This window comes from Streptomyces sp. NPDC006643 (assembly GCF_042870175.1).
Taxonomy (GTDB): domain Bacteria; phylum Actinomycetota; class Actinomycetes; order Streptomycetales; family Streptomycetaceae; genus Streptomyces.
In genome coordinates this window covers 18,896-42,462 of record NZ_JBIAHA010000005.1, presented here as the reverse complement: position 1 = coordinate 42,462, position 23,567 = coordinate 18,896, and the positions used below count along the sequence as shown (strand labels likewise).

23 protein-coding genes and 1 tRNA gene are annotated in these 23,567 nt (G+C 72.4%); 7 read left to right on the top strand and 17 right to left on the bottom strand.

Annotated elements, in window-relative coordinates; all coding sequences use genetic code 11:
- Positions 1-7: 7 nt before the first annotated feature.
- From ACFYNU_RS08490 to ACFYNU_RS08460, 7 genes are all read right to left on the bottom strand, one after another.
- Entirely contained in the window at positions 8-1,195 is a 1,188-nt protein-coding gene (locus ACFYNU_RS08490) for a glycosyltransferase (RefSeq protein ID WP_356584278.1), read from the bottom strand.
- Positions 1,192-1,977, bottom strand: coding sequence for a polysaccharide deacetylase family protein (locus tag ACFYNU_RS08485; protein ID WP_356584276.1), 786 nt, complete (start codon positions 1,975-1,977; stop codon positions 1,192-1,194). The genes ACFYNU_RS08490 and ACFYNU_RS08485 overlap by 4 nt, the downstream gene beginning before the upstream one ends.
- Entirely contained in the window at positions 1,967-3,862 is a 1,896-nt protein-coding gene (gene murJ, locus ACFYNU_RS08480) for a lipid II flippase MurJ (protein WP_356584274.1), read from the bottom strand. The genes ACFYNU_RS08485 and murJ overlap by 11 nt, the downstream gene beginning before the upstream one ends.
- Complete coding sequence (locus ACFYNU_RS08475; protein ID WP_388765565.1) at positions 3,859-5,310, bottom strand: O-antigen ligase family protein; 1,452 nt, start codon at positions 5,308-5,310, stop codon at positions 3,859-3,861. The genes murJ and ACFYNU_RS08475 overlap by 4 nt, the downstream gene beginning before the upstream one ends.
- Position 5,311: 1 nt before the next feature.
- Positions 5,312-6,904 carry a sugar transferase gene (locus tag ACFYNU_RS08470; RefSeq protein WP_356584272.1) on the bottom strand — a complete coding sequence of 531 codons (1,593 nt, stop codon included), beginning with the start codon at positions 6,902-6,904 and terminating at the stop codon, positions 5,312-5,314.
- Positions 6,901-8,100, bottom strand: coding sequence for a glycosyltransferase (locus ACFYNU_RS08465; protein ID WP_356584270.1), 1,200 nt, complete (start codon positions 8,098-8,100; stop codon positions 6,901-6,903). The genes ACFYNU_RS08470 and ACFYNU_RS08465 overlap by 4 nt, the downstream gene beginning before the upstream one ends.
- A gap of 95 nt (positions 8,101-8,195) precedes the next feature.
- Positions 8,196-9,323: a DUF3344 domain-containing protein gene (locus ACFYNU_RS08460; protein ID WP_388765562.1), complete on the bottom strand. Its 1,128-nt coding sequence runs from the start codon at positions 9,321-9,323 to the stop codon at positions 8,196-8,198.
- A gap of 230 nt (positions 9,324-9,553) precedes the next feature.
- On the opposite strand from ACFYNU_RS08460, the gene ACFYNU_RS08455 reads away from it, so the two are divergent.
- The 4 genes from ACFYNU_RS08455 (at position 9,554) to ACFYNU_RS08440 (ending at position 11,676) form a co-directional block, all read left to right on the top strand.
- Positions 9,554-9,796, top strand: coding sequence for a chaplin (locus ACFYNU_RS08455; RefSeq protein WP_356584266.1), 243 nt, complete (start codon positions 9,554-9,556; stop codon positions 9,794-9,796).
- Positions 9,797-9,978: 182 nt separating this feature from the next.
- Positions 9,979-10,218, top strand: a complete 240-nt coding sequence (locus tag ACFYNU_RS08450) for a chaplin (RefSeq protein ID WP_356584264.1) — start codon at positions 9,979-9,981, stop codon at positions 10,216-10,218.
- A gap of 325 nt (positions 10,219-10,543) precedes the next feature.
- Positions 10,544-11,227: a hypothetical protein gene (locus tag ACFYNU_RS08445; RefSeq protein WP_356584261.1), complete on the top strand. Its 684-nt coding sequence runs from the start codon at positions 10,544-10,546 to the stop codon at positions 11,225-11,227.
- Between the two features lie 149 nt (positions 11,228-11,376).
- A complete protein-coding gene (locus ACFYNU_RS08440) occupies positions 11,377-11,676 on the top strand; it encodes a hypothetical protein (protein WP_356584259.1) in 300 nt (99 codons plus the stop codon).
- A gap of 129 nt (positions 11,677-11,805) precedes the next feature.
- On the opposite strand, the gene ACFYNU_RS08435 is transcribed toward ACFYNU_RS08440, so the two are convergent.
- Positions 11,806-12,462 (bottom strand): vitamin K epoxide reductase family protein, encoded by a 657-nt coding sequence (locus ACFYNU_RS08435; protein WP_356584257.1) that lies wholly within the window; start codon positions 12,460-12,462, stop codon positions 11,806-11,808.
- 335 nt (positions 12,463-12,797) lie between these two features.
- Complete coding sequence (locus ACFYNU_RS08430) at positions 12,798-13,304, bottom strand: DUF5949 family protein (RefSeq protein WP_356584255.1); 507 nt, start codon at positions 13,302-13,304, stop codon at positions 12,798-12,800.
- A gap of 175 nt (positions 13,305-13,479) precedes the next feature.
- On the opposite strand from ACFYNU_RS08430, the gene ACFYNU_RS08425 reads away from it, so the two are divergent.
- On the top strand, positions 13,480-14,721 hold the full coding sequence (locus ACFYNU_RS08425; protein ID WP_356584253.1) for a cytochrome P450: 1,242 nt from the start codon (positions 13,480-13,482) through the stop codon (positions 14,719-14,721).
- Between the two features lie 27 nt (positions 14,722-14,748).
- Here the strand turns inward: ACFYNU_RS08425 and ACFYNU_RS08420 are convergent, their stop codons facing one another.
- The gene (locus ACFYNU_RS08420; RefSeq protein WP_356584251.1) at positions 14,749-15,204 is read right to left on the bottom strand and encodes a MarR family transcriptional regulator; all 456 of its coding nucleotides are present in this window, start codon (positions 15,202-15,204) and stop codon (positions 14,749-14,751) included.
- A gap of 141 nt (positions 15,205-15,345) precedes the next feature.
- On the opposite strand from ACFYNU_RS08420, the gene ACFYNU_RS08415 reads away from it, so the two are divergent.
- Positions 15,346-16,863, top strand: a complete 1,518-nt coding sequence (locus tag ACFYNU_RS08415; protein WP_356584249.1) for an MFS transporter — start codon at positions 15,346-15,348, stop codon at positions 16,861-16,863.
- A gap of 85 nt (positions 16,864-16,948) precedes the next feature.
- Here the strand turns inward: ACFYNU_RS08415 and ACFYNU_RS08410 are convergent, their stop codons facing one another.
- Positions 16,949-18,154 carry a winged helix DNA-binding domain-containing protein gene (locus ACFYNU_RS08410; RefSeq protein WP_388765555.1) on the bottom strand — a complete coding sequence of 402 codons (1,206 nt, stop codon included), beginning with the start codon at positions 18,152-18,154 and terminating at the stop codon, positions 16,949-16,951.
- Positions 18,155-18,188: 34 nt separating this feature from the next.
- A complete protein-coding gene (locus tag ACFYNU_RS08405; protein ID WP_356584247.1) occupies positions 18,189-19,688 on the bottom strand; it encodes a TIGR00366 family protein in 1,500 nt (499 codons plus the stop codon).
- A 131-nt stretch (positions 19,689-19,819) separates the two neighbouring features.
- Between ACFYNU_RS08405 and ACFYNU_RS08400 the strand changes: the two genes are divergently transcribed.
- Positions 19,820-20,431 carry a DUF998 domain-containing protein gene (locus ACFYNU_RS08400; protein ID WP_356584245.1) on the top strand — a complete coding sequence of 204 codons (612 nt, stop codon included), beginning with the start codon at positions 19,820-19,822 and terminating at the stop codon, positions 20,429-20,431.
- 80 nt (positions 20,432-20,511) lie between these two features.
- Here the strand turns inward: ACFYNU_RS08400 and ACFYNU_RS08395 are convergent.
- From ACFYNU_RS08395 to moaC, 5 genes are all read right to left on the bottom strand, one after another.
- Positions 20,512-20,585 (bottom strand) — tRNA-Ala (locus ACFYNU_RS08395).
- A gap of 60 nt (positions 20,586-20,645) precedes the next feature.
- Complete coding sequence (gene glpR, locus ACFYNU_RS08390) at positions 20,646-21,692, bottom strand: gephyrin-like molybdotransferase receptor GlpR (protein WP_356584243.1); 1,047 nt, start codon at positions 21,690-21,692, stop codon at positions 20,646-20,648.
- Positions 21,693-21,834: 142 nt separating this feature from the next.
- Positions 21,835-22,458, bottom strand: coding sequence for a GNAT family protein (locus ACFYNU_RS08385; RefSeq protein ID WP_356584241.1), 624 nt, complete (start codon positions 22,456-22,458; stop codon positions 21,835-21,837).
- Complete coding sequence (locus ACFYNU_RS08380) at positions 22,455-22,994, bottom strand: MogA/MoaB family molybdenum cofactor biosynthesis protein (protein ID WP_356584239.1); 540 nt, start codon at positions 22,992-22,994, stop codon at positions 22,455-22,457. The genes ACFYNU_RS08385 and ACFYNU_RS08380 overlap by 4 nt, the downstream gene beginning before the upstream one ends.
- Positions 22,991-23,554, bottom strand: a complete 564-nt coding sequence (moaC, locus tag ACFYNU_RS08375; protein ID WP_356584237.1) for a cyclic pyranopterin monophosphate synthase MoaC — start codon at positions 23,552-23,554, stop codon at positions 22,991-22,993. Before moaC ends, ACFYNU_RS08380 begins: the two co-directional genes overlap by 4 nt.
- Positions 23,555-23,567 lie beyond the last annotated feature (13 nt).

Here is a 23,567-nt window from a genome sequence, read left to right as displayed (position 1 = left end):
GTCGAACTCACTCCTCGGGGGTGGCCGGGCGGCGGACGGGGCGCTCGGAGGAGCCGCCGTTCCGGCGCAGGGCGTGGTCGTAGACGGACATCAGCTGTTCGGCGCTGCGGGAGATGTCGTAGTGCCGCGCGGCGGGCGGGACCGGCAGTCGGCGGGGGTCGTCACCGGCCGCGAACTGCCGCTGGTACGCGCTCAGTCGCGCGACGAGATCGGCCACCGTCCCGCTGATCTGGCGCGCTCCCGGCGCCGAGTCGGCGGGCAGGTCCGTCAGGGCCGGGCAGGTGGCGTACAGGACGGGCAGCCCGGCGGCCAGGCCCTCGACCACGGCGAGCCCGAACGCCTCGTCCTCGGAGGTGGACACGAAGACGTCCATGGCCGCGAGGAGCCCCGGCAGGTCGGGCCCGTCGCCGAGACGGGGATCGGGCGGCGGGTCCTCGCACGCGCCGTGCGACAGGACGCGGCCGGCCGCCCCCAGCTCCGCAGCCAGGGAGGCCAGCCGGTCGCGTTCGGGGCCCTCGCCGACGAGCAGGAGCCGGGCGCCGGGGAGTGCGGCGACGGCCCTGACGAGGGTGTCGAAACGTTTGCCCGGACTGAGCCTGCCGACGCCGCCGACCACGAACGCGTCGGCGGGCAGGCCGAGTTCGGCCCGTGCCTTCTGCCGGGCCGTCTCGTCGTAGGAGAAGCGGGGCACGTCGATGCCGTTGGGCACGACATGGATCCGGTCGCGGTGTACGCCCCAGCGGCGCAGCCGGTGCGCGACGGTGGTCGAGACGGCGACCGTCGCCGTGCCGAGGCGTTCGCTGCCGAGATAGAGGGCGCGGGCGCCGGTGGTCAGCGGGCGGCCCTCGATCTGGTGGGCGCCGAGGGAGTGCTCGGTGGCGACGACGGTGCGTACGCCCGCGAGGCGGGCGGCGAGGCGTCCGTACACGCAGGCGCGGTAGAGGTGCGTGTGGACCAGGTCGTACCGGCCGTCCCTGATCAGTCGCGTCAGCCGGGGCAGAGCGCCGAGGTCGCGGTTACCCCTCATACCGAGGTCCATGACCCGGAAGCCGTCGGCGGTGATGCCGCGCGCGACGGCGCCCGGGTTGGTGAGCGTGACGACGGCGCTGTCGGTGGGCAACTGGCCGAGCAGCAGGCGCAGTTGCTGTTCGGCGCCGCCGATGCCGAGGCCGGTGATGATGTGCAGCACCTTCACGGGGCGCCGCCCTCAGGCGCGGTGGCCGCTTCGACGGGGGCGGGTCCGTACGCGGCGTAGGGGACCGGCTCGCGGCGGCGGCCGTGCAGCGCGCGCTTCAGGAACAGCCGGGGCGCGGTGTCCTCCTGGCCGATGTGGACGCGCGGCAGGGCGAACAGACCGGTGAGCGGGCCGGGGCTGATGCCGACCGCGTACCGGTAACCGGCGTTCCGTACGGCGGCCATGGCGCGCTCGTCGACCGTGCCGTACGGATAGCAGAATCCGGTCACCTCCTTACGGATGATCGCGCCCAGCGCCTCCCGGCTGCCGCGCGTCTCCTCGTCGAGCAGCACGTCGTCGGCCTCGGTGAGGTCGGTGTGGCGCAGCCCGTGCGAGCCGACCTCCATGCCCGCCGCCGCTGCCTCGCGGATGCCGTCCTCCGTGAGGAGGGGCTTGCGCGGGCCGGGGCTGTCCCATTCGTTGGTGCCGCCGAGACGGCCGGGGAGCACATAGACGGTGGCGGTGAACTCGTACCGGTGCAGCAGCGGCACGGCGTTGGTGAGGAAGTCGGCGTAACCGTCGTCGAACGTCAGCCCGACGAGTCCGCCGTCGCGGCCCGCCGCGCGCGCGGCCAGCAGGCGCTCCATGCTCACGCCGGTGAGCCCCCGGCGGCGCATCCAGCGCAGCTGCCGGTCGAGCCGGCCGGGCGAGACGGTGACCCGGTAGGGGTCGTCGGTCGCGTCGGTGATCGAGTGATACATGGCTGCCCACAGGGGGCCTGCGGAGACCGTGTCAGCGGACATTGGCGAACTTTCGTGTGGCGGAGCGGACGAGGGAGTCGATCTCGGGTGCCTGCAACGCGCGGGCGATGACGAGGAACACGGCGGCGACCACCAGACAGGCGGCGAGCGCCGCCGGCACGGGCGCCGGGATGAGAGCGCCGCAGAGCCAGCCGGCGCCGGTGGCGGCGCCCGCGGCGGCGCCGAGTTTGACGAGCCCGCCGGTCATGTGGCGGACCCGCACGGGAACGCTGTGGCGGGCGACGCCGTGCAGCAGCAGCACGGCGGTCACGGTGATGCCCAGCGCGTTGCCCGCCGCGATGCCGAGGACGCCCCAGACACCGACGAGCAGGGCGCCGCCCGCCGTGGTCAGGGCGAGGCCGAGGAGCATCGCGAGCGCCGGGAACCACAGGGGACGGGCGGCGGAGAAGTAGCAGCGGACAAGGGCACCGACGAGGGTGTGGCCGAGCAGCCCCAGTGCGTACACACGCATCACGGCGGCGGTGGCCGCCGTGTCCGCCCGGTCGAAAGCACCGCGCTGGAAGAGGATTTCGATGATCTGCGGGGCGCACGCGACGACGGTCGCGGCGCCCACGAGCACGATGACACCGGCGAGGGCGAGGTCGCGTTCGACGCGCCGCCCGGCCCGTTCGGTGTCCCCGGCCGCCATGGCGCGCGCGACGACCGGGAAGGTGACCGTGCAGAGCATCAGGGACAGGACCATCGGCATCTGCGCGACCTTCTGCGCGTAGTTGAGATGCGAGATGGCGCCGGCGGGCAGGGGCGCGGCGAGGAAGCGCTCGATGAGGACCTGGGACTGACGGGTGAGGGCGAAGACGATGACGGGGGCGAGGAGTCCGAGGGCGACGAGGGGGCGGCCGGCGCCGCCGGGCTGTTCGCCGGACGGCTCGTGCGCCGTGCGCTCGGTCGTGGCGCGCTCCGCCGTCGCACGCTCGGCCGTCGCGCGCCGCTCGCGCAGTCGGCGCAGGACGACCGGCGCCTGGACGAGGACCATCAGGACACCGCCGACGGCGACTCCGGCGGCTGCCGCCCGCACCCCGAGCCGGTCGCTGAGGGTCAGCATCGTGGCGATGATGCCGATGTTGTACGCAACGTAGATCATCGCGGGCGGTACGAAGCTGCCGTGCGCCCGCAGCGCGGCGCTGCAATACCCGGCGATGCCGAAGCTGAAAGCGCAGGTGGCGGTCAACCGGGTGCATTCGACGGCCAGTTGGGTGTCCGGCAGTCCGGGTGCGAGCAGGGCGACCACCCAGGGCGCCGCCATCATCAGCAGGACGGCTCCCACGCAGAGCGCGAGCAGCAGACTCGGCAGGGTCGTCCGCAGCAGGGCGTGCACGGGGTCGCGACCGGACGCGCCGCTGTCGGGCGGCGCGTCGGCCGCGAGCGGCTCCCGCGCGGCCCGGCGCGCGAGCGCGAGGCTGAAGGCGGGGACGAGGATGAGCGCCATCGCGTCCTCGATGAGCAGCGTCGAGGCGACTTCGGGAACGGTCCAGGCGACGAGGAACGCGTCGGTGCCGGGGCCGGCGCCGTAGAGATGGGCGATGGTCTGGTCGCGTACGAGCCCGAGCAGCGCGCCGGCGGCGGTGAGGAGGGCGGTCAGCAGGGCGGCGCGGGCGAGGAAGCTGTTGGAGAGATAGCCGCCGCGGTCGCTGTCCGGATCGGCTGTCGGGGAATCGGCCTTCTTGTGAGGCGTCGTCTCGACGGGCGCGGGCGGCGTCGCGGGCTCAGGTCCCGGCGGCCCGGCCTCAGCTGCGGGTGGTACGGCCTCAGGTGTGGGCGACGCGGTCTCTGGTGCGGGCGGCGGCGGGCGGCGCCCGGGAACGGCGGGCCCGGCCGCCTTGCCGGGTTCGGCGGACGGCAGTTGTGTCGCGCCGGTCAGATCGCTCATGCCGCACCGGCCCGGTCGGCACGCCCGGCTCCCCCGCCGGCGGCCCGCCGGTCCAGCGCCCACCACGCGGCCAGGCCGAGCATCACGGCGGTGAGCACCGTGGACGGCCCGCCGATGTCCGCGTAACCGAAGTCCACCAGCTGCCAGATCAGCAGTCCGACGCCGACGAGCGCGCAGTCGGCGCCCCTGCCTGTGCGTCGCGCGCCGGGCAGCCGGCGCAGGGCGAGGACGAGCAGCGCCGCCCAGCTCCCGGCCAGTGCCACCAGCCCGACCAGCCCCTGCTCGCTGAGGACCAGCAGATACATGTTGTGCGGCGAGAGCAGCGGCTGGCGCTGGAAGGCCATCCCCGCGCCGGCCGTGTCGCTGCCCGACGACAGCGCGATCGAGGAGTGGCTGTCGCGGTAGGCGGGGAAGGCTTTGAGCCCGACGCCGGTGACCGGGTCGGTGCGCCACATCCCGGCCGCCGCCGCCCACATGGTGTACCGGTCGGTGACCGACCGGTCGGGGGCCTCGGTGACCTCGGTGATGCTGCCGAGCCGCTCGGAGACCAGCTGCGAGCCGATGCCGAGTCCGCCGACGAGTACGACGCCGAGCGCCGCCGCCACGAGCGCGACCCGGGCGGCGCGGCGCGGTCCGGAGAGGGCGAGTTGCAGCGCGACGGCGACGGCCGTGGCGATCCAGGCGCCCCGGCTGAAGGAGAGCACGAGCGGCAGGAACAGCAGTGCGGCGCAGCCGAGCGCGGCGGCGCGCTGCCGCCCGCCGGTGCCCGGTCGCGTGCCGCCGGTGCCTGGTCGCGTGCCCAGGGCCAGACCGACGGCCGTCACCAGGCCGTACGAGACGACGGTGGCCATGCCCATGACGTCGGTGGGGCCGAACGTGCCGACGGCGCGGACGTCCTCGCCCATGTACGAGGCGCCGGTGCCGGTCAGGTACTGGACGACGCCGATGAGTCCCTGCACCAGCGCGAGGGCCACCATCGACCAGGCGACGAGCCGGAAGTCCCGGCGGTTCCTGATCGTCAGCAGCAGCGCACCGGGCACCAGGACGAAGATCTGGAGGTAGCGGGCGACGCCCGGCAGGCTCGCCACGGGGTCGTACGACGTGATGGCGGCGACGCAGACGCCGAACACCGGAAGTCCCAGGACCAGCGCGGCGGTTCGGGTCAGCGGCCGGGCGCGCTCGCGCAGTACCCGTACGAGGCACCAGACGACCAGCAGCGCGGACGCGGCGTCGGCCACCGTCCCGGAGCCGGCCGAGCCGTCCCCGGCCGGGCCCGTCACCGGGACGGCGAGGAGTGCGACGACCGCGAGGACGGGCAGCAGGGGCGCGGCCCGGCGCAGTGCGCCGTCCCGGTCCGGTGGCAGGGGGCCGGTGGCCGGGAGGGGGTCGGCTCCGGCGCGGAGAGGCGGACGGGGAGGCAGCAGGAGCGCGCCCGGGGCGTCGGCCACGTCAGCTCCCCGCCGGGCGGACGAGCGAGAGCGCGGTTCGGATGATGATGCACACGTCCTGCCACAACGACCAGTGGTCGATGTAGTGGTTGTCGAATCGGGAGCGGTCCTCGATGGAGGTGTCCCCGCGCAGTCCATGGACCTGCGCGAGACCGGTGATGCCGACGGGCATCCGGTGGCGGGCCGCGTAACCGGGGTGGGTCTTGCTGAAGTTGGCGACGAAGAAGGGGCGTTCGGGGCGGGGTCCGACGAGGCTCATGTCGCCGCGCAGGACGTTCCAGATCTGCGGCAGTTCGTCCATCGACGTGCGGCGCAGGAGATGGCCGACCGGGCTCATCCGCCGGTCGTTGGCGACGGACCAGCGGGTGGCCGACTCGTGGTCGTCGGCCGGGCGCAGGGTGCGGAACTTCAGCAGGGTGAAGGGGCGGCCGTGCTGACCGACGCGTTCCTGACGGAACAGCACACCGGGGCCGTCGAAGAGCCGTACGGCGAGCGCGCAGGCCAGCAGCACCGGTGAGATCGCGAGCAGCACCGGGCCGGCGACGGCGATGTCGAGGAGGCGCTTGGCGCGGATGCCCCGGCGTGCGCCGGGCGGGTCGACCCGGCGGCAGGTGAAGCCCCAGACGTGCTGGGCCATCGTGCCCCGGCCTTCGTCACCACCGACGAACCAGGTGGCGCAGCCGTACTCGTGGAAGAGCGCGACCAGCCCGGACCGGTCGGCGTCGGTCCCGGCGGTGTCTCGCGGCCCCTCGGCGAACACCGCCTGCTGGACGCCGTTCTGGATGACGGCGCGGTGGATCTCCTCGATGGTGGTCAGCACGGGGAGCGGGTGGGCGGGGGTGTCCGCGTCGCCGTCCGCGTCGGTGTCCGTGCCGGAGGGCAGCTCCTCGCCGCGTACGGGGGCGACGATCCCGACGGGCCGCAGGCCGTACTCGGGATGCCGGGCGAACAGCGCGGCGAGCCGCCGCCCGGCCGGGCCCGTGCCCACGATCAGCGCGGAGCTGAGCCGGTTGCGCGCCGCGCGCCGCCGGCGTGCGTGGACGGCGGCCCGGCAGCCGCAGGCGGCGAGCAACTGGGTGCCGCCGCCGGCCAGCAGGCCGCCGAGGCCGAGCGCGTGCGCGGGGACGAGCGCTGCGAACAGCGCGGCGGCGGCGCACCAGGCGACGAGGATCCGCGCGGCCAGCGCGGGGAGTTCGTCCAGGGCGGTCCACGGTCCCGAGGGACGGTAGAGGCCGGCGTACGCGTTGAGGACGGCGACGTACACGACGAGCTGCGCGATCAGCGCCGGGTGGCGTTGCTCGGGGCTGAGCGCGACGGTGCACAGCAGTGCCGCGGCGACGTCGGAGGCGAGGAGCGGCAGCGCGCGGCGCAGGGGCGCGGCCGTACGGCGGCGGGGCGGCAGCGCGACGCGGTCGGTGGTGTCGCGGCGCGGCGCCATCGAGGCGAACCCGAGCGACGGCTGTCCGGTGGCCGTGACCGTCGCCGGTCCGAGTGCGCCGAGCCCGGAGGGGGCGCCGCGCGCGCCGGGGCGCGCCGGGTGCGCCGTCGGTCCGCGCCCCGACGGTGCGGGGACGCTGGTGCTTTCCGTGGTCACTGGGCGATCGGCTCCCTGCGTTCGGAGCGCGGCACGGCGGCCACGTCGCGGTACACGTCCGCGATGGCGCGCGCGGTCCGCCGCACGTCGTAGGTGTTGAGTACGTGCTCGCGGCCCTGGCGGGCGAAGGTCTCGCGCAGGGGCCGGTCGTTCAGCAGCGCGGTGATCGCACTCGCCGTCGCGGTGTGGTCCCCGGGCGCGGTCAGACAGTGCGCCCGCTGGCCGGGCGGCAGGCTCTCGCTCGCCCCGTCCACGTCGCTGAGCAGTACGGCGCGCCCGCAGGCCATCGCTTCGAGCGGCGCGACCGCCATGCCCTCCCAGCGGGACGGCTGTACGACGAGGTCGGCGGCCCGGTACCAGGGCGCGGGGTCGGGGACGCCCCCGGCGAAGAGCACCGACGGCGGGGCGCCCGCGCGCAGCCGCTCGGCGTCGGGGCCGTCGCCGACGAGGACGAGACGGGCCCGGGGCAGTTGGCGGGTGACCAGCGGCCAGGCCCGGAGGAGGATGTCCTGGCCCTTCTGCCGGCAGAGCCGGCCCACGCACACGACGAGGGGTGTGTCCGGCGGGAGTTGGGCGAGCGGGGCGAGCGCGGCGCGGGCGGTGGCGGTGGCGGTCGCGGCGGGCCCGTCGGCGGTGTCCGCCGGGCGGAAGCGGTCGGCGTCGACGCCGTTGTGGACGACGGACCAGGAGGCCCGTACCCCGGCGCGCGCCCCCCGGTCGCGCTCGGCCTCGCTCACGCAGACGACGCGGGCGGTCCAGCGGGCGGCGAGCCGTTCCCAGCCCCGGGCGAGGGCCGCCGTCGTACCGCTGACCGCCTCGAACGACCAGGCGTGCGGCTGGAACACGGTCGGGACGCGGCCCCGTACGGCCAGGCGTCCGGCGAAGCCGGCCTTGGCGCTGTGCGCGTGCACGACGTCGGGGCGGATCCGCGCGGCCAGTTCGGCGACCCGCCGGACCTCGGCGGGCAGTGTGAGACCCGGGTCGCGGGTCGCGTGCCAGACCTCGGTCTCGGCGCCCAGCGCGGCCACGTCCGTCGCGAGCGGCCCGTGGCCGGGGCAGGCGACGACGACCCGCATCCCGGCGGCGACTTGCGCGCGGACGAGATCGGTGACGACGCGGCCCACGCCTCCGTCGACCGGCTGGACGAGATGGAGCACGGTGAAGCCGGGACCGGGACTGTGCCTTGATGACCGCACGCGCAGCTCACTCCACTCGTGGTCTCTGGTGTCGTGGATCGGAATCAATCCGTTGAACCCGGAAGCGGCGTTGATGCGCCGCCGAGCACGCCGGCTCAGCGCCGCGCGTCCACCGCGAGGAAAAACGCGCCGAGCCAGATCGAGTCGCGCCCGGTCCGGAAACTTACGTTCATAGTGTCGCCTCCCGGGACGAGTGCTTCACGCAAGTCGAAGACATCGGAGTCATATCCGAGAGTGTTCTTGTAAGCGGGTTGTCGCTTAATCAGATTGGAACCTGTATCGCTGATACTGGAATTCATCACATCGTGTGGCGGATTCGAACGATCGCCGATCGAACGTGCTTTCCCGCGCCCCGTTCCGACGGTCACCGAGTCGCCCCGGGTCCCGGGATCCCCGTCGTAGGAGACGATCCCGAGGGAGCCCGCGGCGCGCGAGGGCGTCGGCAGTCGGCCGAGCCCGACCCGCAGTTCGCGATGCCGGTCGTCGAGCGCCTCGAAGCCGTCCCAGACCGTCAGATGACGCAGCGGATCCTCGGGCCTCTCGTACGCGACGACCATCGTCCAGCCGCCCCACGCGCCCGCCGCCGTACGGCCCATCGCGACATTGATCTGCGCCACCGTGTACATGCCGGAACCGGCGGAGCGCACCAGCGGGGTGATGTCCGCCGACGCCTGGTAGACATCGGCCCCACCGGCCGTACGGTGGCCGATCAGCGTGTCGGACAGGACTTCCTTGTACGCGCCGCCGGGCTCGGCGATCAGTACACGGCCGTTGTCCCGCGGCGGCTTCTGCTCACCGACGCGGAGATTGCCGCCCCAGTAGAGCCGCGCGTAACTCACCGTCGCGCCGGACGGCACGCGCAGTTCGCCCCGGGTCGAGTTGTAGGTGTTCGGGTCCTTGTCGAGGTCTGTGTAGAACATGTCGTACCGGTCGTTGGACGCCGTGTCGCTGTCCCGCGCGGCTCTGCACGCGGCGGCGTCGGCGGGGGTGACCGGGGTGAATTCACCCGTGGTACGGCAGGTGATGGCCGAGTTGGCGGCCCGGACGATCCCGCCGTGCTGGACCGCGTGATAGCGCTCGCCGAACGGAATTCGGCTGCCCTCCCCGGCGGACGAGGCAGAGGAAACCGAGGTCGGAGCCATTGCCACCGCGGTCACGGTCACCGTCGCCGTCACGGCGAACAGCAGACCGCGCCTTACAGCATGAACCGCGCTATCGCGCATAGAGACTCTCCGACCCGAGGAATGAATCGCCAGTGCACCCTTACAGAGCGCGGACTGAAAATCACGTGAGACGCGCGGACCGTACCAAAGCACAGTCGCTTTCCCGGAATCAGGCCGATCTCAAACCGCGTTCCACGGCCTTTTGAATCTCATCGGGCGCCCGCGCGTTTCCCGAACGGCCCCCGGTCGTTGAGCCTGTCGCACCATTGGTAAATCGAAAGGATATGGTGATGAAGCGAGTCGCTAAGTCCGTCGTCCTGGCAACGTCGAGCACCGCCCTTCTCCTCGCCGGCGCCGGCATGGCTTCCGCCTCCGGCGCCTCGGCCGAGGGTGTCGCGGCCAACTCCCCGGGCGTCCTCTCCGGGAACGCCATCCAGATTCCGGTCCACATCCCGCTCAACATCTGCGGGAACACGGTGGACGTCGTCGGCCTGCTCAACCCGGCCTTCGGCAACACCTGCGTCAACGCCTGACCTCCGCCGGAGCTCCCCCCGAGCGCTCCTCCGGCCACGGCGGGTCCGGCGGCACCGCCGCCGGACCTGAACCGTTTCTTCACTCATTCGGACCGCAACCGATCAGCACGCCCCGCGTTGATCGGTAAGTCGGGCAACTGCGCCCGTGACGCCATTCCCTTAAGACCGAGGAGCTCATCCCCATGTCGCGTATCGCCAAGGCTGTTGTTCTGTCCTCCGCGGCTGCCGCCGCCGTCATCGGCACCTCGGGTGCCGCCATGGCCGACGCCGGTGCCCAGGGCGCGGCTATCGGTTCCCCGGGTGTCATCTCCGGCAACGCCATCCAGGTCCCCGTGCACGTGCCCGTGAACCTCTGCGGCAACACCATCAACGTCGTCGGCCTGCTCAACCCGGCCTTCGGCAACACCTGCGTCAACGCCTGAATCTGACCCCGGTCAGACCTGCCGTCTCCACGGCAAGAGCCGCTCTCCCCAACAGGGGTGGGCGGCTCTTCCGTCGTACGCGCTCGTACGCGCCCTTCGTCGTACGCGTGGGCCGCCGGGATACGGCGGGGACCAGCCCGGCCACCCTTTCGGCGGCGACACGCGTCCCGGACGGGTGAGAATCCACGGCGGTCCGGTCCAGGTCAGCGGGGTCGAAGCGGCCGATTGGCGGACAACGGGCGGTGCCCCCGCACAGTTGCGGGCCACCGCCCCGCGACTCACGGTGAAGACGAAACCCCCCGACGTGTCCTGAAAGGACCTTTTCATGCGTTCCCTCGTCTCATCCCGCGCCGCAGCCGCCGCCGTCTGCGCCGCCCTCGTGCTCGGCACCGCCGGTACCGCCGTCGCCACCACCACCCACGAGACCCCGGCCCGGTCCGGTGCCGACGTGGCCGACGCCCCGGTCGCCGACGTCGAGGCCCTCAGGCAGCAGACGCAGACGCTCAGCTCCCTGTCCGGCGCCATCACGCCGGTCACCGAGCTGCTCAACGCCGTGCTCAAGGTGGACAACGGCCAGCTCCCGGCCGCGGACGTGCAGAAGCACCAGACCGCCATCAAGAAGGCGCTGGCGGCCGTGCGCGACAACGCGCAGGCCAAGCCCGCCAAGCCCACGGAGAACGCGGCCCACGCCAACCCGGTCAACGCCGTGGGCGCCGACCACAAGGCCCCGGCCGCGGCCGACCTGACGTCCGCCGCCGTCGCCTCCGTACAGAAGTCGACGGACGCGCTGCTCAAGGCGTCCGCCACCAAGGACGCGAAGGCCGTCGCCACCCAGTCCGAGGCCGTCGTGACCTCGCTGGTCAACCTCGCCGCTGCCACGGTCATGAACGGCGCCCTGCCGGCCCCGAACCTGCCGGGTCTGCCCGAGCTGCCGAAGCTGCCGGGCGCCGAGGCTCCCGCGCCGGCCCCCGAGCTTCCGGGTGTGCCGTCGACGCCGCAGCAGCCGTAACACCCTCGTACGCCGCGATGGCCGTACGGACCCCGTCAACACGGGTCCCGTACGGCCGTTCGTCGTGTCCGGCGCGGCCGGAGATCGTTACTGAGGACGAGGTCAGGCAAGCGAGAACACCGTTGAAAGAAGGACTCACCATGAAGCCCATGAAGCCTACGAAGGTCGCCGCGGTCGTCGCCGGTTCCGTGCTGGCGCTGGGCGCCGCCGCCCCGGCGTTCGCCGGCGAGAACCTCCCGATGAGCCTGAACGGCGGACTGGGGCAGGCCGCCGAGACGGTGACCAACCAGGAGCGGCTGGACCCCACGGTGGTGAACACGAACGCGCTGGACCGGCGGAACGACGGCTCGCTCGTGAACAGCCTGAGCGACGTGGCGAAGGGGCTGGGCGGCGGCAAGGGCGGCGGCAAGGGTGGCGCGATGCTCGGGGGGATTCCGCTCGGGAAGTAGTCCGGCCGGCCTTCCGCCGGCCCGGCGCCAGGGCGCGTACGGTCCCAACTCCCGTACCACCGACGGCCGCCCGGAGCCGCTCGCTCGGCGAGCGCGTTCTCCGGGCGGCCGTTCGCCGTGTGTGCCGGGTCAGCTGGTCCAGAAGTCCCACCAGCGCGTGAGGATGAGCATCCCGATGGTCCCGGTCCACAGCACCGGCAGCACCCAGGGGAACTCCCCCACCGCCGTGCGCAGTCCGGCGGGCGCCGGCAGGATCCGCCGCGTGATGTTGTACGTGGTGACGTAGGAGAACATGACGATCGTGGCCACCCACGCCAGCGAGCACCACAGACAGAGCGAGCCGATGTGGTAGAGCGACTGGTACTGGAGCCAGGTGCAGAAGCCGACTCCGAAGAGCATCCCGGCGTTGAGCCCCAGCCAGAACCACCGCCGGTAGCGCGCCCCCGCGAGCAGTCCGGCGCCGGCGCACATCACGACCGCGTAGGTCACCAGCCCCAGCATCGGATTGGGGAAGCCGAACGCCGAGGCCTGGTCGCTGGTCATGATGTTCCCGCAGGACACCACCGGGTTCAGGCTGCACCCCGGCGTGAACCCCGGATCCTCCAGCAGCTTGAACTTGTCGATCGTGATCACCCACGAGGCCAGCACACCCGCCGCGCCGGTCACCACCAGCAGCCACGCCAGTGCCCGTCCCGCCCCGAAGAGACCGGGGGCGCCGGGCGCGGGCCCGTCCTCGTACCTGTGCGCGCCGGACGACGACGCGTTGTCGATCAATGCTGTTGACATGGTGTCCACTCCACCGGTTCGGTCACGCATTCGAAGTAGCGTTTCGGCTGTCCCCCTCGACACGCCCAACACAGTGACTCCGGAGTCAAGTACGGCGTTGCCTGAGCATGAACTCCGTCCGAGCACCCCGATGGCAGCGCCTCTCAGTGGTGCCCGAGCTCCGTGCCGAAGCGGTTCCCCCTCCCTCTCCGCCGATCCCGCCGCCGCCCACCGCCGTACCGGTCCCCACTCCCATCTACAGCGCTCTGGTACGGGAGTGGGGCGCGGCGGGACGTGCGGTGCCCGCGAACGGCGGCTGATCCCGGGGGCGACGCGCGGGCGCGCGGGGGCGGCGCTCAGCCGCGCAGGCTGCTCACCGGCACCAGGCAGTGCGCGGCCCCCGTCAGCACGGCCTCGTCGCCGACGAAGGCACGCAGCGCCTCCTCGCTCACCGGCTTGCCGGGGGTGCCCTCGGGCCACGGCTGGGTGGCGATGATGAAGTACACGGCGCCGGTCCGGCGCGCGTCCTCCTCCCACTCCGGCGGGACGGCGCACTGGGCCTTGAGATACGGCATGGTCAGCACGGCCCGCCCGGCCTGCACCAGCAGCGTGATCGGGACGCCCGGCGACTTCGCCACATCGATCAGACCGGCGCCGGCCTTGAGACCGACCTCCTTGATGACGGCACGCATCGCCTCTTCCCCGGCCGCCGCGCCGTCACGGCCGTCGCCGAGTGAATAGGCCAGCAGGAAAGGCGGGTTGCGCTCGTCGTCGGACGGCTCACTGGTCCAGGGAATTACCGTGAGGGTGCCGAGCAGAGGGGCGTATTGCAGGCTTCCCTGCGCGGTGTTGGTAGAGGTCATGCTTCGGCACAGTAGCGGCCCGTGGGCGTCGTAGGTGAGTTCGCGTCACCCGGGTGGCGGAGCGTTCGTCCCTCTGTGCGACGGCCGTCGTTCGATACCCCCGTCTGCCTTACGTCCGGCATCCGCCGATGCCTTGTCGCCCGTGGGAAGCTCGAAGCCACGGAAGGAATGAACAATGACGCCGAATCTCGCCGATCCCTCGTTCTGGCAACTCCCGCATTCCGAAAGGCTGGCGGGTTTCGCCCGGCTCCGCGCCGCCGGGGCGCCGCGGTACTTCGTGGAGCGGCCCGGGGGCAGGCTGCGGCCCGAGCGGGGCTTCCACGCGCTGGTCAGGCACGCGGACGTGGTGGAGGCCAGCCGTGACGCGCGGGTGTTCGGCAGCGCGCCCGGCGTCACCACCCCGGAGCCGGCCCGCTGGGTGCGGGCGCTCTTCGGGGAGTCCCTGGTCAATCTCGACGAGCCGCAGCACACGCAGCTGCGCCGTATCGTCTCCCGTGCCTTCACTCCCCGAATTCTCGCCGCGACGGAGGAAGATGTCCGCTCGGTGGCGACCCGCATTGTGGACGACATGCTCAGGGAGCGTCCGGCGGATTTCGTCACCGCGGTCGCTTCGCGTATGCCGTTCGAAATCATCTGCAATCTGATGGGTATCCCCGAGAAGGAACGCCCCTCGATCCTCGCGCAAGTGAATCGGGCGTCCGTCGAAACAGGGGTGGCGCGCACGGTACGGCAGCGAATTCGCGTCCCCGGAAAGGGACTTCGCGCACTGGCGTCCATGCAGGGAATGGTCGCGGACCTCGGGCGGCAGCGGCGCAGGAATCCGACGGGGGATCTCATCTCCGCGCTCGTGAACGCCGACATCGACGGCCAGTCGCTGAACGGCCGCCAACTCGGTTCGTTCTTCTCGCTGTTGATGGTCGCCGGTGTGGAGACCACGCGGAACGCCATCGCGCACGGCATGTCGCTGCTGACCGACCATCCCGAGCAGCGGGCCCTGCTGCTCGACGACTTCGACCGGTACGCGGACGGCGCCGTCGAGGAGATCGTGCGCCACTCGACACCGATCATCCAGTTCCGGCGCAGGCTCACCCAGGACCACCGGCTGAACGGGCACGACTTCCGGCGGGGCGACCGGGTGGTGCTGTTCTACGCCTCCGCCAACCGCGACGAGGCGGTCTTCACCGACCCGGACCGCTTCGACATCACCCGCAGCCCCAACCCGCATGTGGGGTACGGGGGCGGCGGGCCGCACTACTGCCTGGGCACGTTCCTGGCGAAGCAGGAGATGAAGGCGCTGTTCCGGGAGTTGCTGACCAGGTCGCCCGAACTGCGCACCGTGGGCGCGCCGGTGCTGGTGCCGTCGAACTTCGACAACCGGGTCCGCTCGATGCCGTGCGCGTTCGCTGGAGGCCACTGAGCACGCCGGTCGGACGGGTGCGCGTCGTTACGCGACGGCGCCCGCCGCCTCGGTCTCCACGTCCGCGAGACGCGTGAGGAACTCCGCGATCGTGGTGAGCTGCGCCTCGTCGTAGTCGGCGAGCAGCGCGCGCAGCCGCTTGAGCCGGGGGGCGTCCTCCCGCTCCAGCCACTCGGTGTTCAGCGACACGATCACCCGGCGGCGGTCGTCCCGGCAGCGGGCCCGGGTGACGTAACCGACCTGCTCCAGGCGGTCGATGACGCCGGTGATGGTCCCCGATGAGCCGATCCCGGCGAGCTTGCCCAGCTGTCCGGGGCTGAGCGGGCCGTGCAGCCTCAGCAGATTGACGAAGTTCGCCTCCCAGGTGCTGAGAGTCACGCCCGCCTGGGCGCCCACCTCGTGGTCGAACCGCGCGGACGCCGCCGCGTGCCGGAGCGCCGCGGTCTGCATGCGGTCGCACAGCGCGGCTGACGGGTTTGTCATCGACGGCCTCCATGCCTAATCTGTCGTCTGCGCGACTTACTCGCCCTGACGACATAGTCGACTCGGCGAGTCTCTCGCCGCGCTGCCATTTTACGCCGCCGGACCGGACAACCACCGGGCCGGACAACCAGGGGGGCAGTCATGACCGCCGAGAAACTGGCCGTACGGCCCGAGGGACCGGAGGGACCCGAAGGCGAGGGGAAGGGCGAGGACCGGGGTGGGGGCGCGGGCGGCACCGGGCAGGCGCCGTACCCACGGCGCTGGGCGGCCATGGTCGTCCTGATCCTGGCCTTCATGCTGGACCTGCTGAACGTCACGATCGTCAACGTCGCGCTGCCCGCCATCCAGCGTGATCTCGACGCGAGTTCGACCCAGCTGGAGTGGATCTCCGCGTCGTATCTGCTGGCCTTCGCCGCCGCGCTGATCACCTTCGCGCGGGCCGGCGACCTCTGGGGCCGCAAACGGGTCTTCCTGCTGGGGATCGTCGCCTTCGGCCTCACCGGACTGTGGAGCGGCTTCGCGGACGGCCCGGAGGAGCTGATCGCCGCCCGCGCCGCGCAGGGGCTGGCCGCCGCCGCGCTCGCGCCACAGGTGATGAGCATCCTGTTCACACTCTTCCAGGGCCGCGAACGGGCCACGGTCTTCGGCACGTTCGGCATCGTCGCCGGGCTCGCCCAGGCCGGCGGGCTGCTGCTCGGCGGTGTCCTGATCGGCGCGGACGTCGCCGGGTTCGGCTGGCGCGCGGTCTTCCTGATCACCGTGCCGGCCGCCGCCGCGCTCGTGGCGCTCGGGGTCTGGCTGGTGCCGGAGAGCAGGGTGCCGGGCAGCGCGCGGCCCCGCTGGCTGTCGACCGGGGTGCTCACCGCCGGGCTGGTCGCGATGGTGTTCCCGCTGATGGAGGGCCGTACGTTCGGCTGGCCCGCGTGGATCTGGATCTGCCTGGTCGCGGGCGTCCTCGCGGTGCTCGGCCTGGCGTTCGCCGAACACCGCAGGCCGGCCTGGCGGGCGGGGGCACTGCTGCCGATGGAGCTGTTCCGCAACCGGCTGGTCGTGACCGCGCTGGCCGTGCAGTTGGTGGCCTTCGCGGCGTTCACCGGCTTCCTGCTGGTGTTCGTGCTGTGGCTCCAGAACGGGCACCACTACTCGGCGCTGGACGCCGGTGTGCTGACCATCGCGTTCTCGGCGGGCGGTCTGGCCATGGCGGGCTTCGTGGGGCGCCTCATCGTCCGGTTCGGCCGCTCGGTGGTGGTGACCGGATGCCTGCTGGCCGTCGCGGGCACGCTGGGTGTGCTGTACGGGGCACCGTCCGGGTCCGCGGCGCCGGGGAGCGCGGACAGTTGGGCACTGGTGCCGGGTCTGGCCGCGATCGGCATCGCCATGAACCTCGTCATGCCGACGCTCAGCACCCTGTTCTTCTCGACCGTGCCGCCCGAGCACGCCGGTTCGGCGTCGGGCATCTACAGCACCAGCCAGCAGTTCGGGGCGGCGCTGGGGGTGGCCGGCATGGGCACGATCTTCTTCACCGCGGTGGACGGGGACGGGAGCGGCGAGGCGTACGCGACGGCGCTGACGGCCAGCGTCCTGACGGCGACGGCGGCGCTGCTGCTCAGCGCGGCACTGAGCCTGGCACTGGGCCGTCCTCCCAAGGAGGGCGTCTAGGGGGTGCTCTGAAAGTGACGTCGTCCGCCCGCGGGGAGACTCCGTGCCGGGCGTCGCGGGCCGGACAGGGCTTTCCGGGCACGCCCTAACCCCGTCCCCGGCCCGCCAGTTCGTCCTCCAGCCAGGTGCGACCGCGGGTACGGGGGCTCAGCCGGACCTCACCCAGAGGTTCGGCGAGGCGCTCGGCCTCGCGGCGTACGGCCGCCTTCGCGTCCGCGCCGACGTCCTCCAGGAAGCGGCACACGATCTCGCCGCCGCCGTCCTGCGCCCAGCCGCCGACGATCCGGCCGTCCCACCACAGCGAGGGGCCGATGTTCCCGGCCGTGTCGAAGAGGCGGGGGCCGTGCTCGCCGAGGAACCAGTCGCGGTCGTGCCAGCCCATCGGCGTGGAGTCGAGCGCCGGCAGCAGCGCGGCCCACGGCTCCGGCGCGGCGGTCGGCTCCAGGTCGTCGGGCAGCAGCAGTCCCGTCGCACCGCCGCCGAGATCGGCCTCGACCGGCTTCAGTTCGGTCAGTACCCGCTTGACCTGGGTCTTCGTCCACCCCGCCCACCAGCGCAGATCGTCCGCCGTGGCCGGGCCGAACACCCGTAGCCAGCGCCGGGCCAACTCCTCTTCCGCGCGGTGGGTGTCCCACGGCGCGAGGCCGTCCGGGGACCAGTCGGTCAGCGGCGCCCACCGGTACTGGTGCGAGGTCCACGAGCCGCGCGGCCGGCCGCGTACCACCCGGCCCTCGGCGGCGAGCAGGAGCAGCAGCCTGCTCGCGACCTTCTGGGTGCCCTCGTAGTGCTTGCCGGGCGAGAGCACCACCTCCGTACTGAGGCGGGGGTCGTCGCCCGCGAGTTCGGCGGCCGTGGACTCCCCGCGCGCGGCGAGCGCGCGCACGGCGATGTCCTCGGTCTCCGCCAGCCACTCCCGTACGCCCGCCTCGTCGTCCGCGACCCCCGACGCGGCCAGGAACCCGAGGAGCTTGCGGCGTTCGCGCACGGCCACCGCGTGCGAGCAGGCGGCCTGCACGACGGGGGCCACGTCGAGGGAGGTGACGAAGACGGTACGGCGCATACCGAGGAGCCGGATGAGGGAGCGGTCCTCGTACAGGGCGCGTTCCACGTCCCGTACCGCACCGCCGTTCGTCCGCGCCCAGACGGCGACGTACACGGAGGACGGGTCGGTGCTGTGCAGCGCCACGAGGGCGCGTGCCACCTCGACGGGACCGTCCGCGCGGGCGGCGACCGCCAGCCGGTGCCGTACGCCGAGCCGTGCCCGTCGCTCCGCCACGTCGATGTGCCGCACGCCGACCGCTCCCTCCGAGACCCGTCCCTCTTGTCTACGGGAAGGGAAGCGTACGGGCGAAGAGCGTCACCAGGATCAGCACCGCCGGGAAACAGGCGAGGAACATGGCGAAGGTGTACCCCATGATGTCGCGCGCCTTGAGCCCGAGGATCGTCAGCGTGGGCAGCATCCAGAACGGCTGGAGCAGGTTGGCGCTGGCCTCGCCGAGGTCGTACACGACGACGATCCAGCCCTGGTTCACCTGGAGCTGGTTGGCCGCCTCCAGGACGTACGGCGCCTCGATGACCCACTTGCTGCCGCCGCTGGGCACGAAGACGCCGAGAACCATGCTGTAGATCCCGATGAAGGCGGGATAGAAGAACTCGTTCGACACCGAGACCAGCCAGCCGGCGATGGTCTTGCTCAGCCCGGTGAAGGCGATCATCCCGAAGATGCCGCCGTAGAGGGGGAATTGGAGCAGCACGCCGGACGCGGCTGGCGTGCCCTCCTTGACCGCCTGGGCGAGCCGGACGGGGCGCCAGTGCAGGATCAGGGCCAGCAGGATCAGGATGAGGTTGACGGTGTTGAGGTCGAGCGCGTTGAGCGGGTCGCCCTCGGCGAGGGCGAAGTGCCGTACGAGATACCAGGCGCCGAGCGCGAACAGCAGGATCGCGAAGACGGGGCTGTACTCGATCCACTCCCCCGGCCGGCCGCGCCGGGTCTCCGTCCGCTTCTCGGCGACGCTCGGGCCCAGCTCGATACCCAGCTGCTCCGCGGTCCTCGCGCGCTCGGGGGACGGGGAGAGGAACCAGGCCATGACGACCGCGATGACGAAGATGATCGCCGTGGCGACCATGCCCTGCCACAGGAAGATGGTCTCGGTGAGCGGGATGAGCCCGTCGCCGCCGCGCCCGTCCGCGATGACCTCCTGGACCGCGGGCGGACTCGACGCCTCACTGGCGACCTGGAGCGCGGCGGACCCGGACAGGCCCTGTGCCCAGACGGTCCCGAGCCCGAGGAAGGCCATCGCGCCGAGCGCCCGGTAGTCCACGCCCTGGACCCGGCGGGCTATCTCCTTGGCGAGGATCGCGGTGAAGATGAGACTGAACGCCCAGTTGAGGTACGAGGTCCCCATCGCGACGGCGGCCGTGAACGCGATGGCGCCGCGCGGGGTACGGGGCACGCGCGCGATCCTGGCGATCAGCCGGCTCATCGGCGGGGAGACGGCCACCGCGTACCCGGCGATAATGATCATCACCATCTGGAGCGTGAAGGTGATGAGCGACCAGAAGCCCTGCCCCCACGCGTCCACCAGCCCGAACCCGGCGGTGTCGGCGGGGTCGGCGGGCCGCCCGTACAGCCCCTCCCCGGTGGCGAGTCCGAGCGCGAAGACCGCGAACGTACCGACGAGGACGAACCCGAGCGCGTCGGGCAGCCACTTCTCCGTGAACGCGGTGAAACGCAGCGCCATGCGCGCGAGCCAGTTGTCCTTGCCCTGCGGGCCGCCGCTCGTCGCCGCCTGCGGTTCCGGCTGTGGTGGGGGCGCTGTGGCCATGACGATTCTCCTGTGGGGGGTGGCGGCCTGGGCCGCGGATCTCGTACAGGAGGCACGGGGGCGGGATCGGGTTGGTTCAGGTGATGGTGTGTCATCGGGGAGGGACGGCGGGCGCTGTTTACGGTGGCCTGATGCGACGTGCCCCCTGGTGGGTGCTGCTCTCCGCGAGCTGCGCCCCTGTGCTCCTGGTCGGTGCCTCGGCGATCGCGCAAGTGCTGCAAGGACCGGCCTACAACCCCGCGGTGGAAACCCTCAGCATCCTGGCGTCCTACGGCGCCCGCGGCTACTGGCTGATGACCGGAATACTGATCGTGCTCGGAGCCTGCTACATCGCCACGGCCCACGGCCTGCGCGAGGCGGCGCTCCCCGGCCGCCTCGCCCTGGCCGGCGGCGGGGTCGCGGCGATGGCCCTGACGCTGGTCCCGGCGCCGCTGCGGGGCGGGGCGCTGGGCCACGGGGTGGTGGCCGCCATCGGCTTCGTCCTTCTCGCGATCTGGCCCGCGCTGGCCGCGAGCCGCCGGCGGCGGCCGGTGCCGTGGGGTCTGCGGTTCAAGGTGTCGGTCGTGGCGAGCGTGCTGATGTGCCTGTGCGCGCTGTGGTTCGTGTTCGAGCTCCAGAGCGGGAAGGCACCGGGCCTCGCGGAGCGCGTGGTGACCGTCGTCCAGGCCATCTGGCCCCTGGTGGTGGCCGTCTCCTGCCGGGTGTGGGCCGGCCCCGGCGAACCGGCGACGGCGGAATCCTGACGGACAGTCGCGGACGAGATCCGGCGGCAAACGAAGATCCCGCCCGATCGTGATGATCGGACGGGATCTCGTGAACGCGGTGGACCTGTGGGGATTTGAACCCCAGACCCCCTCGATGCGAACGAGGTGCGCTACCAGACTGCGCCACAGGCCCTTGCGACGAATGAAACTTTAGCACCCCCGTCGGGCTGCTTGGAAATCCGTTCCTCGCTGGTCACTCGTTGGCGGCGCGGGGGCGGTCGTCCTCGTCGAACTGGTCGAACAGGGGGGTGCGGCCGAGGCCGCGGTCGCGGGGGCGCTGCGGTGCCGGGGGCTCGGCCGCGGGCGGTTCGGCGGGGGTGGGCTCCGCCGTGGAGGAGCGGGCCGCGCTCCAGGTCTCCGGGTCGCTGACGTTCACGCCGCCCGTGGCACGCGGGGCGACCGGCGCCGTCACATACGTCGGGAGGGGGACCGGGACCGGCTCCCAGCTGTCGCCGCGGGCCGGGCCGCGCTCGCGCTGCTGGTCGACCCACTCCGCGTGATCCGTCTGCTCGACCAGGGCGCGGCGGCCCGCCTCCTGCGGGGACGGCCCCGGGGCGGGGCGGGGTTCGGGCTGCTCGTCCGGGTCGGCCGACGGGGAGGACTTGTGGTGGCGGGGGCGGTTCTCGCGCAGTCGCTGTGCGGCGATCTCGGCCCGGCGGCGGTCCATGGTGAAGACGAACCGGCGCCGTTCCTGGGCGCGCAGATGCACGATGTACGCGCTGAGGAGCACGGCGGGGACGGCCGGTGCCCACAGGAAGGCGAGTCCCTGGACGCCGGCGAAGACCGCGCCGGTCGTGAAGGCGAGGAAGAGGACGACGGTGGTGCGCCGGCGGCGGGCCAGGACCTGGGAGCGCTGGGCGCGGCGGGCGCGTTCGGCCGCGGCGCCCGAGGGGCGCGGGCGGCGCTCCGGCGCCGGGACCGGGGCGGGTGCCGGGATCTCCAGGCGGGCCTCGGTATGGGCCGCGGGCGCGGAGAAGGACCGGACGTCGACGGAGCTTGTCGGCTCCGCCGCGACGTCCGGTGCGCCGTCGGGCCCGGCCTCCTCGGTGGTGCGGTCCTGCAACTCCTTGGCGTACCGGCGCTCCATCGCCGCCCGTCCGGACAGCAGCCGGATGGCGGTGCTGAAGCGTTCCGTCGGACGGGCTTCGTTCAGCTCGTCCTGCCTGCGGAGCCACATCGGTACCAAGTAGGCGGCCCAAGCCCCGACGATGACTGCGTAAATGAGGCCGCTGCTGCTCACGGTTCACACCGTAGAGGTGTTCGCGCGAGGGGATCCGCCAATTGAGCCGGTGTGTCGCACGATCTGGCTGATATCACTGACTTTTTTTGTGATTGTTCGGATCGCCTGATGGTCGGATGGCGATTCATTTCGAACGCTTGTTTTATTTCTGGGGAGTACCAGGTCGCGCCTGGTGCCAGCGGTACAGAAGTCCTTCCGGCACTTCCTCGGCCGTGAGCGCGAAGACCAGATGGTCCCGCCAGGCTCCGTCGATGTGCAGATAACGGGGCCGGGTGCCTTCCTCGCGGAATCCGAGTTTCTCCACGACGCGGCGGCTCGGCCCGTTCTCGGGGCGAATGCAGACCTCGATCCGGTGCATCCCGACCATACGGAAACAGTGGTCGACGGCGAGTGCCACGGCCGTCGGCATGACACCGCGCCCCGCGACGTCCCGGTCCACCCAGTAGCCGACATGCCCCGAACACATGGAGCCCCAGGTGATCCCGGCCACCGTCAACTGGCCGACCAGGCGCCCCTGGTACTCGATCACGAACGGCAGCATCCGCCCCGCGTTCGCCTCCGCGCGCAGATGACGGACCATCTGCCGGTACGTGGGGCGCTGGGCGACCGGCGCGCCGGGGGGAGGCGGCGGGATCGTCGCCTCCCAAGGACGCAGCCACTCGCGGTTGCGCCGGTTCACCTCGCGCCAGGCCCGCTGGTCGCGCATCTTTATGGGGCGGAGGACCACATCGCCGTCCACCAGTGCCACGGGCCAGAAGGGGTTCATCCGTCGGTACGGGGGTGGTCGCCGCCGTGGATCTGGTCGACGGCGTGGACGAGCAGCCGGTCGAGGACGGCGAGCCCGTCCCGTACACCCCCGGAGGATCCCGGCAGATTCACGATCAGGGTCCGGCCCGCGACGCCGGCGACCCCCCGCGAGAGCGCGGCGGTGGGGACCTTGCGGGCGCCCTCGGCGCGGATCGCCTCGGGGATACCGGGGATCTCCATCTCCAGGACGCGGCGGGTGGCCTCGGGGGTTCGGTCGGTGGGCGAGACGCCGGTGCCGCCCGTGGTCAGGATGACGGCGTACGAGGCGGCCACCCCCTCACGCAGTGCCCGCTCGACCGGGTCCCCGTCGGGCACGACCAGCGGTCCCTCGACGGAGAAGCCCAGTTCTGTCAGGGCGCCCGCGATGATCGGGCCTCCGGTGTCCGCGTACACACCGGCCGCCGCGCGGTTGGACGCGGTGACGACCAGCGCGCGGTACGGCCGCCGCGCCCGAGGCGCGGGGGCCGCCGTGCCGCTGTCGGCGGGATCGCTCATGCCGTGCCCCTCTCCGCTGTCCCGTCGGGATGTTCGGGTCCGCCCGGTGCCCGGCGGGTCCAGTGGCCGGACCGGCCGCCGGTCTTCTCCTCGACCCGCACGTCCGTGATGACCGCGCCCTTGTCGACGGCCTTCACCATGTCGACCACCGTCAGCGCCGCGACCGAGACCGCGGTCAGGGCCTCCATCTCCACGCCCGTGCGGTCCGTCGTCCTGACCGTGGCCAGGATCTCCACCGCGTCGTCCGCGACGGCGAGGTCGAGCGTGACGCCGGAGACCGCCAGCGGATGGCAGAGCGGGATCAGGTCCGGGGTCCGTTTCGCGCCCATGATGCCCGCGATACGGGCGGTGGCCAGGGCGTCTCCCTTGGGGACGCCGTCGCCGCGCAGCAGTTCGACCACGTGCGGCGACACCAGCACCCGGCCGCTCGCGCTCGCGGTGCGCGCCGTGACCTCCTTGGCTGAGACGTCGACCATGCGGGCCGCGCCCGCCTCGTCGATATGCGTCAGTCGGCCTGGTCGAGAAGGTCCGGGGGTCTCCCCCCGGGAAAACGCAGTCATCGCTGTGGCGCTC